We start from the raw sequence: 15,406 nt of genomic DNA on the forward strand, positions 1-15,406 counted from the left end.
AATAAAACTATGCGGGCAAAAAAAAAGTTTCTTTCCAAAGTTTTAAATCGTTGGGTTACATATCTATTATCCCTGAAACCACTTATAAAATTTATTTTGGTTAGCTTTCTTGCTGTTTTTATTCTAGGAATTGGAGCTGAGTTATATGCACAAAGCACTAATACAAGAATCCCAATTCCAAATCTAAGCTTCAACGTGAATGAAGCCAAAAATCCGAAAGAAACAAGTCTTTCTCTGATGATTTTATTTTTGGTTACAATTCTTTCCCTTGCACCGGCAATCATAATGTCGGTTACTTCCTTTACAAAGATCGTAATTGTAATGGACTTCGTTAGACGCGCGTTAGCCGTTCAGAACTTACCTCCCAATCAAGTGATGGTAGGCCTCGCAATCTTCATGACTTTCTTTATTATGGCACCGACGCTTGGAACTATAAACGACAAAGCTCTCACTCCTTATCTAGATGGAAAGATAGAGACTAACGCATTTTTTGAAAAGGCAATGGTTCCACTTCGCGAGTTCATGATGCGGCAAATAGGAAAATCCGGAACAAAAGATGTTGCACTCTTTCTGAAGTTAGGAAAAGTAAAACAGGTAAAATCATTCGAAGAAGTTCCATCTTATGTTTTAATTCCGGCCTTTATGCTCTCTGAATTAAAAAAAGCATTTATCATTGGTATATATTTATTTATTCCTTTTATCATTATTGACATTGTCGTTGCTTCGACTTTGCTTTCTATGGGCTTAATGATGTTACCACCTGTAATGATAAGTCTACCATTCAAACTAATTTTATTCGTTTTGATAGACGGTTGGAATTTATTAGTCTTTGAGCTTGTAAGGAGTTATAAATGACCGAAGTAGATGTTGTAAGTTTAATTCGAGAAGCTTTGTTTATTGCGATTAAAATTTCTGCCCCTATTTTAATTACGGCTCTTATTGTTGGTTTGATTTTGGGGATAATCCAAACTACTACCTCGATTCAAGAACCAACTATTGCTTTCGTTCCAAGGTTAATTGCCATATTCATCGTAATCATAATTTTTGCATCGTGGATGGTTCGCACGATGACTGACTATACTAGAAATATTTTTATGATGATTGAGAAAATATGATAGAGTCTTTTGTATATAACTTTCAATCTTTTATGATGATCTTCGCTAGAATTATGGGATTATTTAGTTTAGCCCCCGTATATTCTTCAGAAGCAATTTCATTTCAGATTCGAGTTATGCTTGCATTTTTACTTTCTCTTATTCTATTTCCGGTTACTGCTAATTACCTTCATGCAGTTCCGCCGGGCATGGGCGAGTATGCGCTAATCATTCTTTCGGAAGCATTGATCGGTGTATTGATTGGATTTATTGTTAGTATTATTTTTGCAGGATTTCAAATGGCGGGGGAATTTTTTAGTGTCCAAATGGGTTTTGGTTATACGGAAGTCTTAGATCCAGTGAGCCAAAGTTCCCTTCCTGTCATTAGCACTCTAAAAAACTTAATGGGGATCCTTATCTTTTTAACAGTTGGAGCCCATCGAACATTGTTAGAAAGCATAGCCTTCTCTTTTCAGAAAATTCAACTTCTTACATTTACAAAGGAAGTGAACATTGGAGTCCTTAAAAGCTTTGAATATGCGGTAGGTGCAATGTTTATTGTTGCATTTAAAATTTCTTTACCTGTGCTCGGCATTCTGATATTAGTTACGATTGCGGAAGCTATTATGGGAAAAGCGGCACCACAAATGAACATCATGCAATTAAGTTTTCCGGCTAAAATTTTTGTTGGCTTAATTGTCTTAATTATAACAATACCGTTCATCGACAAACAAATGGAAGCAAGCTTTACATTAACCTTTGACCGTCTAAATACACTAATGAGCGAGTGGCCTAAACGATGATCACTTTTATGTGGGACAAACTGTTCAGTCTTAACCCCATGCTTAAGCATGAGGTTAAGACTGACTACGTGATCGACTTACAGCTATTTGCCGCGGAAGACGAAGGTAGAACTGAAGAAGGTAGTGAGCGAAGACGAAGAGAAGAACAGGACAAGGGAAATGTTCCTAAGTCAACAGAACTTCCTTCCGCGCTTGTCTTGGTCAGTTCAATTATTGCACTGTATTTACTTGGAAATTATATTTTTGTAAGATCTTTTGTTTTATTTAAAAAATACTTTCAGGATTTCGCACAACGCACTGAATTTAATACAGAAGAATTTGGAATTCTATTAAAATCTGCTACCGCGGATATTGCATCTTTACTCCTGCCAATTTTGGCAGTAACATTTTTAGCTGCGGTTGTTGGTAATGTAGTTCAAGTTGGATTTATGTTTTCACCGGGCGCTGTAAGTTTCAATTTCAACAAGATCGCCCCTAAGTTTGGGAAAGTATTGCCTACAAAAAATACTTTATACAATTTGCTTAAAGCTCTCGGAAAAGTTGTTATCATTGGCTGGGTAAGTTATATTATTATTTCGATGGACTTTCTTCCAATACTGCTCATGGGTGATATGGGAATTCAGGGCGCATTACGACTATTAGCCATCTCTTCTGTAAAAATTTTCCTAGTTATTGGGATAATTCTATTTGCCCTCAGCATTTATGATTACTTTTATCAGAAAGCAGAATTTGAAGATTCAATTAAGATGACTCCGTCTGAAGCGAAACAAGAAATGAAAGAAAGTGAAGGGGATAGGTCTCTATTGAATCGCAGACGCCAAATGGTTCGCGATTTTATACGAAGAGGGATGCTACAGAGAGTTCCCAAGGCAGATGTCGTAATTGTAAATCCGACTCATTATTCAGTTGCAATGGTTTATGATTCAAAAATTCATGCTGCTCCAATTGTAACAGCAAAGGGTATTGATGAGTTAGCGCTCATGATTCGCCGTTTAGCGAAGAAGCATGGAATTCCAATTGTTGAAGATAGAGTGCAAGCAAGATTATTGTATGATGAAGTTGAAGTAGATGAAGAAATTCCTTCTAAATTCTTTAGAGCGGTTTCGATCATTATATCCAGATTGGATAAATTCAGGAGAGTTGCTTAATGAAAGAAAAAAAATGGTATAACCAATCCGATGTTGTAATGGGAGTGGGCGTCATCGCAATTGTTGCGATGTTAATTATCCCTCTTCCTGGATTTATATTAGATTTACTCATTGTAGTAAGCTTAGCGACTTCTCTTATTATCCTCTTGACATCTCTTTCCACAAAAGAACCATCAGAGTTTTCAATTTTCCCAAATTTACTTTTGATTACTACTCTATTTCGTCTCGCGCTTAACGTTTCAACGACAAGACAAATTCTCTCACAAGGTGCAAGTTTTAATAGTCATATCATTGATGCGTTTGGAACGTTCGTGGTAGGTGGTGGAACTGGACTTGGTAAATACGTAGTTGGTTTTATTATATTTCTAATTTTAACGATTGTGCAAATTTTGGTAATTACAAAAGGTGCGACTCGTATTTCGGAAGTTGCAGCAAGATTTACTCTCGATGCGTTACCCGGCAAGCAAATGGCGATTGATACTGAACTATCTAGTGGGAACATCAATGAAGAGGAAGCAAAAAAAAGAAGAAAGAAGATTCAGAGAGAAGTAGATTTTTACGGAGCTATGGATGGTGCGAGTAAATTCGTTCAGGGAGATGTGCGTGCAGGTTTGATCATAACAGGGATTAACCTCCTCGGTGGTATTGTGATTGGCGTTTCGATTCGTGGAGAAAGTTTTGTTTCTGCCATTGAGACTTACGGTAAGTTTACAATTGGGGATGGACTGGTATCTCAAATTCCAAGTTTACTTTCTACAACGGCTACGGGTATGATTGTTACTCGCGCAGGATCTGAGTCTGAACTAGCTGATGAATTTAAAGCTCAATTATTCAACAACCCTAAAACACTTTATGTAGTAGCTGGAAGTCTAGGACTCGCATCCTTAATTCCAGGACTTCCATTCTTCTCTTTGATTTTATTTTCTTTAAGTTTCGCTTATTTAGCCTACTCTATTGACCGTAACGCAAAAGAATCATTAGCCGCAATTGAAAGAAAAGCAGGTGAGGGAAAAGTAGAAAAGAAACCAGACTACTACAAAGAGTTGCGCACAGATCCAATTGAAGTTGAACTCGGATTGAATTTAGTTCCGCTTGTTGATACTAATCAAGGCGGTGTTCTGCTTGACCAGATTTCTAATTTAAGAAGGAGATTTGCAATTGATACTGGACTTGTAATTCCAGCGGTTCGGATTCTTGACAATTTGGAATTGAATCAGGATTCTTATGCAATAAAAATTCATGGTGTCGTTGTGGGAGAAAGTAAAATTCGACCTGATAGATTGATGGCATTGGACAATGCTAAAAAAGTAACGGAGCCAGTGAGAGGAGAAGAGTTTATCGAGCCTACGTTCGGATACAAAGCAAAATGGATTGATCCCAATGATAAAATTGATGCGGAAAATAAGGGTTACACGGTCGTCGATTCGTCAACTGTAATCGTCACTCACCTAAAAGAATTAATTTCTAATCATGCATCTACCATTCTTGGAAGAGAAGAAGTTAAAAGTCTTCTCGAACACCAAAAAGCAACCCATCCTACTCTGGTTGGTGAACTAGAAGATAAGAAGGTTGGTATAGGTTTAATTCAACAAGTTCTTCAAAATTTACTCAAAGAAGGCTTGGGCATTCGTAATCTCAGCACGATCCTTGAGTCCATTGCAAATAATGTATCAAGAAATGGTGATAGCGATCCATTCTTTCTCTCAGAAAATGTGCGTCAGGCGATATCAAAGCAAATTATCATTGATTATTTAAGCGCAGATGGAAAGCTACATGTTGTAACTCTTGATCCACGGGTAACAGACAGACTGAGCAAGGGTGTTGTAGTCGATCCAATTGAAGGACGATTAATTTCCATTCCACCGGATTATTACAATAAGCTTATTGAAGCTGCAGCAAGAGAATACAATCGTTGCCACAGTGAAGGCAAATTCCCAATTTTTGTAGTAAGTAGACCAATACGTTTACCACTTTCCTACATGTTTGCAAAGGAATTTCCTCCACGAAATTTTGCAGTATTAGCAATTGAAGAAATTCAATCGTCAACCAAAACAATTATGGATGGAGTCATCAACGTTCAATCAAATGAAGGTGCACGAGTAGTAACAAGTAGGAATTAACACGCATTATGTGTTAAGAAGAAATTATTATCTAGAGGTATAAAATGGATTTCGTAAAAATTAAAGGAAAGGATATTCAAGATTGTTTCATGCAAATGAAAATGAAATATGGACCGGAAGCACATGTTTATAATCAAAGAGTTGTAGTCGAAGGTGGGTTAATGGGGACTAAACTCATGTCTAAAAAATTTTATGAAATTGAAATTGGAATTCCAGAACAACAAACCTCTAAAGATCGAGTTGAAAAAAAGCTGCAAGATCTAAAAGAACTACTTCGACAAAAATCGGAAGACGATACTCGCAAAAAAAGTCTGCATGATTTAAAACCTCTTGCGCAAGAAGATAGAGCATTTGCCGGACTTCGCTCTTCTGAGAAGGATGAAGCAAATTTTTCCGCCGAAACAAATTCAGCTTCAAGTCGAAACGGCTTAGGTCTTTCTATTAAAGATGAAATCGGTAAAAAAGAAAATGCAAAGTCTAGCACATCTACGACTGAATCTACTTATCTTAAAAGATTAAAGGAAAGATTAATATTAGAGGGAATGAGTTCTGATTTTATTCAAGAACTGATTTCGAAAACAGATAAGCATTTATCTATGATCGACAAGGAAAAGCCTTCAGCGGTTAACGAAAAGTTTGCGGAAATACTTGAAGATAGAATTAGTGTTGACTCTGACTTATTTGCAGGAACTTCTCGCGGCAAACGAAAAGTTATCTTCTTTGTAGGTCCTACAGGTAGTGGAAAAACAACAACGGTAGCTAAGCTTGCTGCGAAGTATTTTCTACATATGGGACGTATGGTTTCTCTTTATACAACGGATAACTACAAGATAGCCGCTATCGAGCAACTAAAAAGATATGCAGACACTATGGACATTCCGTTTTATCCAGTAAAGGACGTTAAGCGTTTACAGGAACAATTATTAAGAGATGGCTCAGAATTGATTTTGGTTGACACGCCTGGTTATAATCATAAAAATCAAGACTTCAACCATAAAATGAAACAATATCGAGAAGCATTTGGAGAAAAAGACCAAATTGAAAATATCTTAGTCTTACCTGCGACTTCCTCCTATAGCAATTTGAGGTCAGTTATGAATGCTTATGAAACTCTCGGATATAAGAGAATAATATTGACAAAAATTGATGAAGCAGATTATGTAAGTCCTGTACTAGAGTTAGCTGATTCAAATAGCAAAGCATTTTCTTATTTCAGTTTAGGGCAAGAAGTTCCTTTTGATATTGTTTCGGCGAGCAAAAAAGTTTTCTCAGAAATAGTAGTAAATCCAGACAAAATAAAAGAATTAAGAGGGGATACAGTAGCTACAAGCTAACTCTCCTCGAAGGAAATGATGGAGACAGAGCAACCTCTTAACACAGAAAGCAAAAGTAGCTCAAATTTGGAGTCTCAGGCGAACAATGGATTTGCCAACAAAGTTATTGCCATTTCTTCAGGGAAGGGTGGTGTAGGGAAAACTGTTTTTACAGTCAATCTTGCCGTTTCTCTTGCTAAAGCTGGGAAGAAAGTCTTAATCATCGATGGTGATCTTGGATTAGGAAACGTAAACGTTTTGCTTGGTTTTTTACCTAAATTTAATTTGTATCACGTTATGAAAGGGCATCGCTCTATACGAGATATTGTCTTCCATGCACCAGAAGGTGTTGATGTGATTCCCGGAGCAAATGGCTATGCCCAATTTGCAAATTTAGATGATAAAGGTCGTAATCAATTAATTCGTAGCTTTTCAGAATTGGATGGATACGATTATATTTTAATAGATACAGGTGCAGGAATCGGTTCAAATACCCTTGGTTTTTCCTTGTATGCAAATGAAGTTATCCTAGTCATTGCTCCTGATCCATCTTCTGTTACAGACTCTTACGGTTTGATTAAATCACTTATATCTATTGATAAGAATAAGAAAATTAGTTTTATTGTAAATAGAATTCGTTCAGAGCAAGAGGGAAAAAAAGTGGTGAAGAGAATTACGGAGATAAGTTACAAGTTCTTAGGGATAAAACCGAAGAACGTTGGATTTCTTTTTCATGATGAAGAGATAGAAAGAAGTGTTAGAAAACAAAAACCTTTTTTATTAACTGCCCCAAAGTGCAAAGCTGCCGAAAATTTATATGAGATAACAGGGGCTATTGCAAACATTCCAATTGACCCATATCAGACACAACCTAAGATGATGGCGTTTTTTAGAAAATTTTTACATTCACTCATCCCGGATACCTAGGAGGATTTTTCTGCAAGTTAAATTCATTATTATTTTTTTTGCGATTGCATTGTTAGTGAGCACTACATGTGGATTCATAACAGGGAATCGAATAATGCATATTTTCCTCGTTGCTGGAATTGGAGCCTTAATATTTGCAGGATTAGGCTTTGGTGTTTACGCTGTTTTCGAAAAAAAAGTCCCTGAGTTTTTGGACTTTCTTGCAGAACTCGGTGGAGGTATTGGATTTCGTCGTAGCAGTGGTGACTCTTATGCAGCAGGAGGAGATTTTCCTTCTGATAGCGAAATCAAATTAGCAAAATCAGATGATTCAATGAGCGGTGATTTTGGTGGTGGAGATATTCCAGCAGCAAAAGTAAAAGACGGAAAATTTGGGGATCATATTGTTATTAGTAATATTGCAATTAAGAATGAGCCAAAACTAATGGCAGAAGCAATCCGAACCATTATGTCCCAAGATGAGCCAGAAACCCCTAAACAATAAAAAAATCTGCCCACCAGAAAACAAATAATTGACTATCCTGAATTTTCTCCGTGTCCCTGTGCCTCAGTGGCAAAAATATACAAAATAAGTAAATAATCTACTGAAATTCAAATAAAATGATTGTAATTTGTAAACCATAAAGAAAATAATAAAAATCGGATTATGTCTAGGCTGCTTGACAAATACAATCAATTTGACGAAACCTCTTTATGGAAAGACTACAGAGTCTCCAAAAATTCTGAGATTAGAGCTTACCTCGTCGAAAAATATTCCCCACTTGTAAAACATGTTGCAGGCAGGGTAGCTATTGGTATGCCTCAAAATGTTGAGTTCGATGATTTGGTTAGTTATGGCGTTTTTGGGTTATTAGACGCTATTGAAAAATTTGATCCTGCTCGCGAAATTAAATTTAAGACCTATGCAATGACTCGTATACGCGGAAGTATATTCGATGAATTGCGCTCTGTTGACTGGATTCCTCGATCGATTCGCCAAAAGGCAAAACAATTAGAACAAATCATTGGGATGCTTGAAAATAAAGAAGGGCAGACAGTAGAAGATGAACTCATAGCAAAGGAATTGGGAGTTTCTGTTGATGAGCTTGCGACTTTGCTTACAAAGATTAGTGGCACATCATTAGTATCCTTAAATGACATTTGGTTTCTCGGCGATGAGAATGATGAAGTTTCATTTATGGAAACTTTAGAATCGCCTGCGAATATGAATCCAGACGTGATTATTGAAAAAGAAGAAATCAAAAACGTAATTGTAGAAGCAATCAAGACTTTGCCCGAAAAAGAAAAAAAAGTGATCGTTCTTTATTATTATGAAGACTTAACACTAAAAGAAATTGGGGAAGTATTGGAAGTAACTGAATCTCGAATCTCTCAACTTCACACAAAAGCCGTTATGCGCCTTCGCAGTAAACTCGGCAAAGTAAAATCAGTAGTCACCAAAAAATAATTTCTAAAATCTAATAGACTAATTTTACTTCTTAAGTAGACTTTATTTTAACTTAGGAGTTTTCTATGAAAAAAATTCTAATCAGTATTTCAATATTTTTAAGTTTAATACTTACAGTTTTGATTGCAGGACTTCTTTCCATTTCCTCGATAGTCACTCCTGACTTTATAGTCAGTCAGATTGAAAGTTCCTTAAACACGCGAGCGGATTTAAAAAAAGTAAACATAAGTCTTTTTTCTGCGATGTCTTCTATTGAGCTAGAAGGTTTGAGTTTACATGAAAGAGATCAGTTTGCGGATAATGCTAATTTGCTTGCCGAGAGAACTGCTTCTGCGAGTCCAGTTCTTTCTGTAAGGAAAGTAGATTTGAAGCTTAACTTTGTTGCACTTCTGAGAAGAAGTTTTCAATTAAAAAGTTTTTTGCTCATAGAGCCTTTCGTAAGTATTACATTAAAAGAGAATGGAAATAGTCTTACACATTTATTTAAAAAGCCCAAACTAGTAGCAGGAAAACCAAACCCAGCATTAGAAGTAAAAGAAGAAGTTAGTTCGGCGGATAATATAAATAAGCCGTTTACGGTAAAGTCATTGCCTATCTCGGCAAATATTGCTAAAGTAGGAATGGAAAATGGAACCATCAATATTTTTATTCAAAAGACTTTGCAAAAACTTTCCTTAAAAAATGTAAATCTATTATTAACTGATATAGATATTGATCCAGAAAACTTAGAGAAGCACAATACTCTTCATTTAATCGCCAATATAAATACTTCCGTTCTGAACTCAGGCGGACAAGAGACTGCTTTATTTAAAATTATATCAAAAGGTTCGATAGTTCCCTTTGTCGCAAAGACAGGTCTTATCAATCCATCGGTTAATTATAATTTGACTCTTAAAGCAGGAAGTTATATAAATGGACTATCTATTATGGATGCTCTTTCAGGAACTCTGCCTGTTCTTTCTAATGCAGGAATTAAGCTAGATGGCTTTTCTAAAAAAGCAGACTTATCGAGTGATGTAAATATTATCATAAATTATTTCTCTAACAAAATTACTTTACTCAATCAAATCACTATTCCAACGCCTAACTACGATTTAACCCTAGAAAAAAATAATTGGGTTCATCTGGAAACGAATGAGCATTATTTTAAAGGTGGAGTTCTTGCATCAAAGGCGGAATCAGACAAGGCTATCAGTGGTGTTGATTCGGCAATTAAAACCCAATTAAAAATAGAAAATCCAGCAGAAATTAGAAATAAAATTCTAGGAAATCTAATAAAAGAGGAAAGAGTTAATCTCCCGTTTACCTCTAATGGTAATATTAAATCACCAAATGTTAGCTTAATGATAGAACTGCCTTCCCTTTTAGAATTTGGAAAAGGAGTTCTAATAGATAAAGCTAAAGAGGAAATCAAGAAAAAGCTTCCCGCCGGGGTTGATGATGCAATCAACCAAGGACTGAAAAAATTGTTTTAACGCAAGGTGAGTGACCAGCGTGCCCAGCGCTGGATATGGGTACCCTAACGGAGGTCGCCACTAAGGGGCCCCCCCCGGGGGCCGAAGGGGGGGGGGGGGTATTTTTTGTTTTTATTGATTTTTTTTATATATTTTTTATTTCTTAAATTTTTTTATTTTTTTTTTTTTGTGTTGGGTGAGTTGTGTTGTTTTTTGTCCTTCCCCGCCAAGGAAAAAAGTGACGGAAAGGAAGGACTTTTTTCATTGACAAGTATCCGTTATATTGGAAAATTCTTTCATGAAGAAGAAAACATCCAAAATAGCAGAAGGAAAGAAAGGCTCCGATTCCGTTCTAGACTCCTCAGATCAAATCATTGAAACTGTTAAAGAAAACTTAAAAAATATTCGGCACAACCGTAAATTATCTCTCGATAAACTTGCCATTCGCTGTGGAGTAAGTAGAGCAATGCTTTCACAAATTGAACAAGGCAAAAGTGCTCCTACAATTTCTGTTCTGTGGAAAATTGCGACAGGATTAAATGTTCCTTTTAGTGATTTAATTAAGGACAAAGTAAGAGAAGGTGTTCAACTCCTTCGATATGAAAACACAAAAGTCTTATTTTCAAATACAAAAGTATTTTCTACCCGCGCCTTATTCCCGTTTACCGGTCATAAGAAAACAGAATTTTATGAATTAATTTTAAAACCGGGTGGGCATGAAGTTGCAGAGCCACATCCTCCGGGGACAACGGAAAATATTGTGGTTGTAAGCGGTAAATTGAGATTACGCGTTGGTGAAGAAGTGCAAGAACTTTCCCCAAAAGACGCAATCTATTTTAATGCGGATGTTCCTCATGAATATTCTAATCCAACAGATGAAGAAGCTTTGATGTATCTAGTTATGACCTACACGGAAGAAACAAACTAATAAATATGAATTTTCTATCGATTAAGAAATGGAGTATTATCATTTTGTTAGTGGCAAATGCAATAGTCTTAAATTGCACTACAGCAGATACAGCCCTTTCTCCAACTAGTAACGAAGCAGATGAGACAAAGAATATTGAACCAGTGGTGGTTGAAAAGGAAAAAGAGAATACTCCAAGCTACAATGAGCAAATTGACTGTAAGCCACAAGAGTGTATTCGAGTTGAATATGATAAGTATTCAGAGTTAGACGGAAAGATATATAATCTAATGGGAGAGAACGCGGGAAAGTTTTTGATAAAGATGCTTTCTTATGACAGTAAACTTAACCATGCTGATTTAGAGCCTACAGTTGATTATCTCCGTGAAATTTCCAAAAAAGAAGGACGTGTCTCTATTGAGCCTTATTACATTGGTCACCGCGATGGAATCCTTTCTGAAATTCCATTCGTGAAGGATATAGGTCTTTTAGGCTGGGATGTCTATGGACGAGTAAGAGACACTATAAAATATAGAAATGCAAAAAACTATAACGCCAAAGTTTTATACCATCCAAAGTATAACACGATTATGATGATTTTTTTTGTTCATAAAAACTATGGAGACGTTTGTAATACAGTTTACTCTAACTGCAAAGAAATTGAATATCTAGACGATGACACGTTTGACCTTAGCCTCTCGACGGCTCTCAAGGAGACAGCCAAAACAGGGCAATCAGTCAAAGTTCACTTTCGTCAGGTTAACGCCAATTTGCCAGACTCAACGCTAGATTTAGAAAATATAAAAAAACTAAATCAATCCTCTAGGCTATTTAAGTGGCTTGTTTTGACAAAAAAAACAGAAAAGAAAACAACTAAAAAAGAACGGTTTATTGGGATAGAAACTGCTATTACAGTTTTGGATTATTCTTTAAAACTATACGATGCTATTCAGAAATATAAAATATATTCTCCTGCACTCAATACAAGAGCTGAAATTGTTTATGTAGGAAATGAAAGCGGTGGTGAAATTAAATCAGTTGTGTTTTATCACGAGAAGAAATAACCTCTTAAGAAACACTGTCATTTCGAACAAATGTGAGAATCCATTTGCAATGCGGTAAGCGGGGTAAAAATCTTATCTTAAAATTCTGCGGCTTTGCCGACAAACGATTCGCAAGTTCGAGGTGACAGTGTAAAGAAATTACTCCTTATTGTCCGTTTGTATTTCTAACGCAACGAACATAATATCTAGTCGTCTTAGATATACTTTGCTCTTTTCCAATGGTATCTAATGAAAAGGATACCGCTCTAGCTGTTGCGCCTGTTAAGTCTTGTTCATTGCTCCAAGAAGACCAAAAGTAATCATCCGGTGTATTTGGAAAGCGACTTGTTAAAACAACCTTCCCAAGTGCGGCTAAGGATTGTAATTCAGGAAAGCTAGGAACTCGCCAGTTCGTATAACCATTTGTCCTGTTTGCATTTTCGTTAGCACAAGAATTAAACGCCTCGCTGCTAATGCCAGTTATAGTTCCGCCCCTCAAGGTCATTGGAAGAGTTGACGTATTACAGTCGTTACCCTCAATATTGCAATAAGCTAAAAAGGTAGCTCCATAACGTCCTTGATCCACTGGAGTAGTAAACGTTGCAGTCCCTTTTCCGCCCTGGCAATCATTGTTGGTTGCTCTAAAAGTTTGTCCTTGCACACATTTTTTCCATTCAAGTCCTGATTTAGGATCAATGACGGTTCCAGTTGCATAGTCTTGGACTCCATTACTTAAGAGAATACCAGCTAGTATCTGATTTTTATCTTCTGCGGGAACTCCATAATAGCTCTTATCAGGCTTGTCTTCACAATTGATAAGGCTAACAATAAATAGAGTAAGAAGTGTATATAGTATTATTTTTTTCATATTGGTAACTCCTTAAAAGATATGTCCAAAATTGAAATAGAAGTTAGAGTCAGCAAAAGGAGCACCTGCATTCCAACCAGTAGTTCTGGTTTCTCTTGATTTTGCCCACTCCGCGTAAATGACAGTAGATTGATTCCAGATAATACGTAAGCCTAAGCCATACGAATATTTATACCCATCAGCTGCATTTGCTTTTACACTACCGAGTGTATCCCAAACTCGCCCCAAGTCAAACAAGGGAGCAATGTTAAATGTAAAACCAGGCAGTTCAAGAAAACGATATCTTAATTCTAAGTTCGCAAAACCCATATTAGTCCCAACGAATCTATCTTGGATATAACCACGTAAAGTTGTTCTACCACCTAATCCAGATAAACCCCCTTCAGTAGTCCACATGTTTCTGTATTCGAAGAAAGGTAAATTTCCAGAGTTATGAACAAAGAGCGCCCTACCCGCAAATACTAGTTTCTTAAATACTTTAGGAAATGGGCTATAAAATACTCTCACAGATCCGAGAGTTCTATTGAATTCAAAGTTCGAGCCCATTGCTTTAGAGGAACGCTCATGCGTTAGCTCAGCAAAAATACCCTTACTAGGATCAGGCTCAAAATCTCTACTATCATAAACTATCCCAAGACGAAGTATATTTACATAGCCACCGTTGATGCCTGTAATTTTACCGCGCTCATAATCTTCGGTTACTTTCGTTTTGCCGTTCACTGTAGGAATATTTCCCAAGTTTGCATCAAATGCATTTAGGCGCCCGTTTAGAATATCATCACTAGCTTTAATATTCGTATCTCTAAAATATGGATCACTTGCTTTTTGAATTGTTCCATCATATCGTCTAACGATGTTATTGGAAAGCTTTGTTCCAACAACGAGACGCATTAAGCCACCAAAGAAAGAATTCTCTGCGCTAAGATTAACTTGTGGGACTTCTAAATCATAGCGATTAAATTTTTGGTCTGTAACAGGAACAGATCCCATTCCAGAAATTGGATTTCTGGCAATCAATGCAGAATTATAAGCTGCGTTATCTAAGTATTGAGGCTCCCCTGCATTTGGTGGTCTTCTGAATGCTTGCGATTCTTGTTGATCAGGAAAGTTTCCATTCGTAACAATTGGCTGCGAATAATCATTGCGTGGATGATAGCTGAGTCCTTTCATAGAAGCCTCACCCAATCCAAAAAATAAGTTGTTTGGGTTTCTATCATAAATGGCATTTGCTCTTGCGCGCCACTTGGTATCAAAAATATAAGGAGCATCCCAATCCAATTGATGATACTGAGCATTTTTTGTAGTAGTAGAAACGTTTAGAAAGAATCTATGACGATAAGGTGTATATTCAAAAAATGGGTCGCCCTTTTTTCCGTTGTTAAAAAGAAAAACACGTCCCCCGAATCCGGCGCCGTTATTAGGGTCACTAAATGGACCACCGATTCCTGTTGGGAACCAGCCTTCTTTTTTCTTAGAGGCATCCGTTTCCGATAATCTCTTTTTTTCATCAATCTCAAACGGAAGACCTTTCACTGGTGGTCTTGCTCCTGTTGGAGATTGATTCTCTTGGTCTTTGCTATCCTTCGTATCTTTTGAATCTTGAGCTAGCACTTGACCTGCAAATGTGATGAATATGAAAATGTAAAAAAAGATTTTTATTTTATTCTTATCTTTCATTTTACGCCTTTTTCCTTTCTAAATTTACCTCTTGTTGACTGTGGCATGAGAATTGATTCTTTGGAAACCAAACTAAATAGTCAAACTTTTTTGCTTAGTGCTGAGAAAAATCTTTACAAATTCATCTGCCTGTATATTTGTAAGGTAAATTGTTACATTTAAAAACCCATGACAAGTAGATTCACAGTTGCAATCCATATACTCTCTTTATTAGATTTGAATCAAGGGGAATCAATAACCTCCGAAGATCTTGCCGTTAGTGTAAATACCAATCCAGTGGTGATTCGAAAAATTCTAGGTATTCTAAAAAAAGCAGGATTGATCCACATTCAAATGGGGCAAGGTGGTGGCGCATCGCTCGCCGTTGAGTCAGAAAAAATAACTTTAAAAGATGTATATACAGTTTTCGATGAAAGACTATTTGTGCTCCATCCTAGCAAACCAAATGCCAAATGCATTTGCGGAAGAAATATTCAGTCTATCTTAACGGAAGTTTTTTCCGATACAGAGAGCGTATTAGTTGCAGAACTTTCTCATAAATCCATCCGAGAGATTAGTGCAGAAATTCTCAGAAGAGCAAAATAAGTTAAAAGGTATCGAAAGAT

At 36.5% G+C, this 15,406-nt stretch carries 15 protein-coding genes; 13 read left to right on the top strand and 2 right to left on the bottom strand.

The features are described 5' to 3' along the window. Nucleotides 1-9: 9 nt before the first annotated feature. The 12 genes from fliP to IPH52_17460 all read left to right on the top strand — a co-directional run bounded on the left by fliP (nt 10) and on the right by IPH52_17460 (nt 12,277). Entirely contained in the window at nt 10-855 is an 846-nt protein-coding gene (gene fliP, locus IPH52_17405) for a flagellar type III secretion system pore protein FliP (protein ID MBK7056785.1), read from the top strand. Continuing rightward, nucleotides 852-1,115 (top strand): flagellar biosynthesis protein FliQ, encoded by a 264-nt coding sequence (gene fliQ, locus IPH52_17410; GenBank protein MBK7056786.1) that lies wholly within the window; start codon nt 852-854, stop codon nt 1,113-1,115. The genes fliP and fliQ overlap by 4 nt, the downstream gene beginning before the upstream one ends. Next, complete coding sequence (gene fliR / locus IPH52_17415) at nt 1,115-1,897, top strand: flagellar biosynthetic protein FliR (protein MBK7056787.1); 783 nt, start codon at nt 1,115-1,117, stop codon at nt 1,895-1,897. The genes fliQ and fliR overlap by 1 nt, the downstream gene beginning before the upstream one ends. Then, on the top strand, nt 1,894-3,045 hold the full coding sequence (gene flhB / locus IPH52_17420; protein ID MBK7056788.1) for a flagellar type III secretion system protein FlhB: 1,152 nt from the start codon (nt 1,894-1,896) through the stop codon (nt 3,043-3,045). Before fliR ends, flhB begins: the two co-directional genes overlap by 4 nt. Next, nucleotides 3,045-5,165 (top strand): flagellar biosynthesis protein FlhA, encoded by a 2,121-nt coding sequence (flhA, locus tag IPH52_17425; GenBank protein MBK7056789.1) that lies wholly within the window; start codon nt 3,045-3,047, stop codon nt 5,163-5,165. Before flhB ends, flhA begins: the two co-directional genes overlap by 1 nt. Before the next feature lie 44 nt (nt 5,166-5,209). Beyond that, nucleotides 5,210-6,499: a flagellar biosynthesis protein FlhF gene (flhF, locus tag IPH52_17430; GenBank protein MBK7056790.1), complete on the top strand. Its 1,290-nt coding sequence runs from the start codon at nt 5,210-5,212 to the stop codon at nt 6,497-6,499. Between the two features lie 18 nt (nt 6,500-6,517). Next, nucleotides 6,518-7,405: a MinD/ParA family protein gene (locus IPH52_17435; GenBank protein MBK7056791.1), complete on the top strand. Its 888-nt coding sequence runs from the start codon at nt 6,518-6,520 to the stop codon at nt 7,403-7,405. 4 nt (nt 7,406-7,409) lie between these two features. After that, nucleotides 7,410-7,889, top strand: a complete 480-nt coding sequence (locus IPH52_17440; protein ID MBK7056792.1) for a hypothetical protein — start codon at nt 7,410-7,412, stop codon at nt 7,887-7,889. A 162-nt stretch (nt 7,890-8,051) separates the two neighbouring features. Continuing rightward, nucleotides 8,052-8,852 (top strand): RNA polymerase sigma factor WhiG, encoded by an 801-nt coding sequence (whiG, locus tag IPH52_17445; GenBank protein ID MBK7056793.1) that lies wholly within the window; start codon nt 8,052-8,054, stop codon nt 8,850-8,852. 65 nt (nt 8,853-8,917) lie between these two features. After that, nucleotides 8,918-10,327 (top strand): hypothetical protein, encoded by a 1,410-nt coding sequence (locus tag IPH52_17450; protein ID MBK7056794.1) that lies wholly within the window; start codon nt 8,918-8,920, stop codon nt 10,325-10,327. Between the two features lie 277 nt (nt 10,328-10,604). Continuing rightward, a complete protein-coding gene (locus IPH52_17455) occupies nt 10,605-11,234 on the top strand; it encodes a helix-turn-helix transcriptional regulator (protein ID MBK7056795.1) in 630 nt (209 codons plus the stop codon). Nucleotides 11,235-11,239: 5 nt separating this feature from the next. Continuing rightward, a complete protein-coding gene (locus IPH52_17460; GenBank protein MBK7056796.1) occupies nt 11,240-12,277 on the top strand; it encodes a hypothetical protein in 1,038 nt (345 codons plus the stop codon). A 145-nt stretch (nt 12,278-12,422) separates the two neighbouring features. Here IPH52_17460 and IPH52_17465 read toward each other — a convergent pair whose 3' ends face one another. Both IPH52_17465 and IPH52_17470 read right to left on the bottom strand, forming a co-directional pair. Continuing rightward, nucleotides 12,423-13,124, bottom strand: coding sequence for a DUF1566 domain-containing protein (locus tag IPH52_17465; GenBank protein ID MBK7056797.1), 702 nt, complete (start codon nt 13,122-13,124; stop codon nt 12,423-12,425). 12 nt (nt 13,125-13,136) lie between these two features. Further along, the gene (locus tag IPH52_17470; protein ID MBK7056798.1) at nt 13,137-14,801 is read right to left on the bottom strand and encodes a BamA/TamA family outer membrane protein; all 1,665 of its coding nucleotides are present in this window, start codon (nt 14,799-14,801) and stop codon (nt 13,137-13,139) included. Nucleotides 14,802-14,969: 168 nt separating this feature from the next. On the opposite strand from IPH52_17470, the gene IPH52_17475 reads away from it, so the two are divergent. Further along, a complete protein-coding gene (locus IPH52_17475; GenBank protein ID MBK7056799.1) occupies nt 14,970-15,386 on the top strand; it encodes an Rrf2 family transcriptional regulator in 417 nt (138 codons plus the stop codon). Nucleotides 15,387-15,406 lie beyond the last annotated feature (20 nt).

This window comes from Leptospiraceae bacterium (assembly GCA_016708435.1).
GTDB lineage: Bacteria > Spirochaetota > Leptospiria > Leptospirales > Leptospiraceae > UBA2033.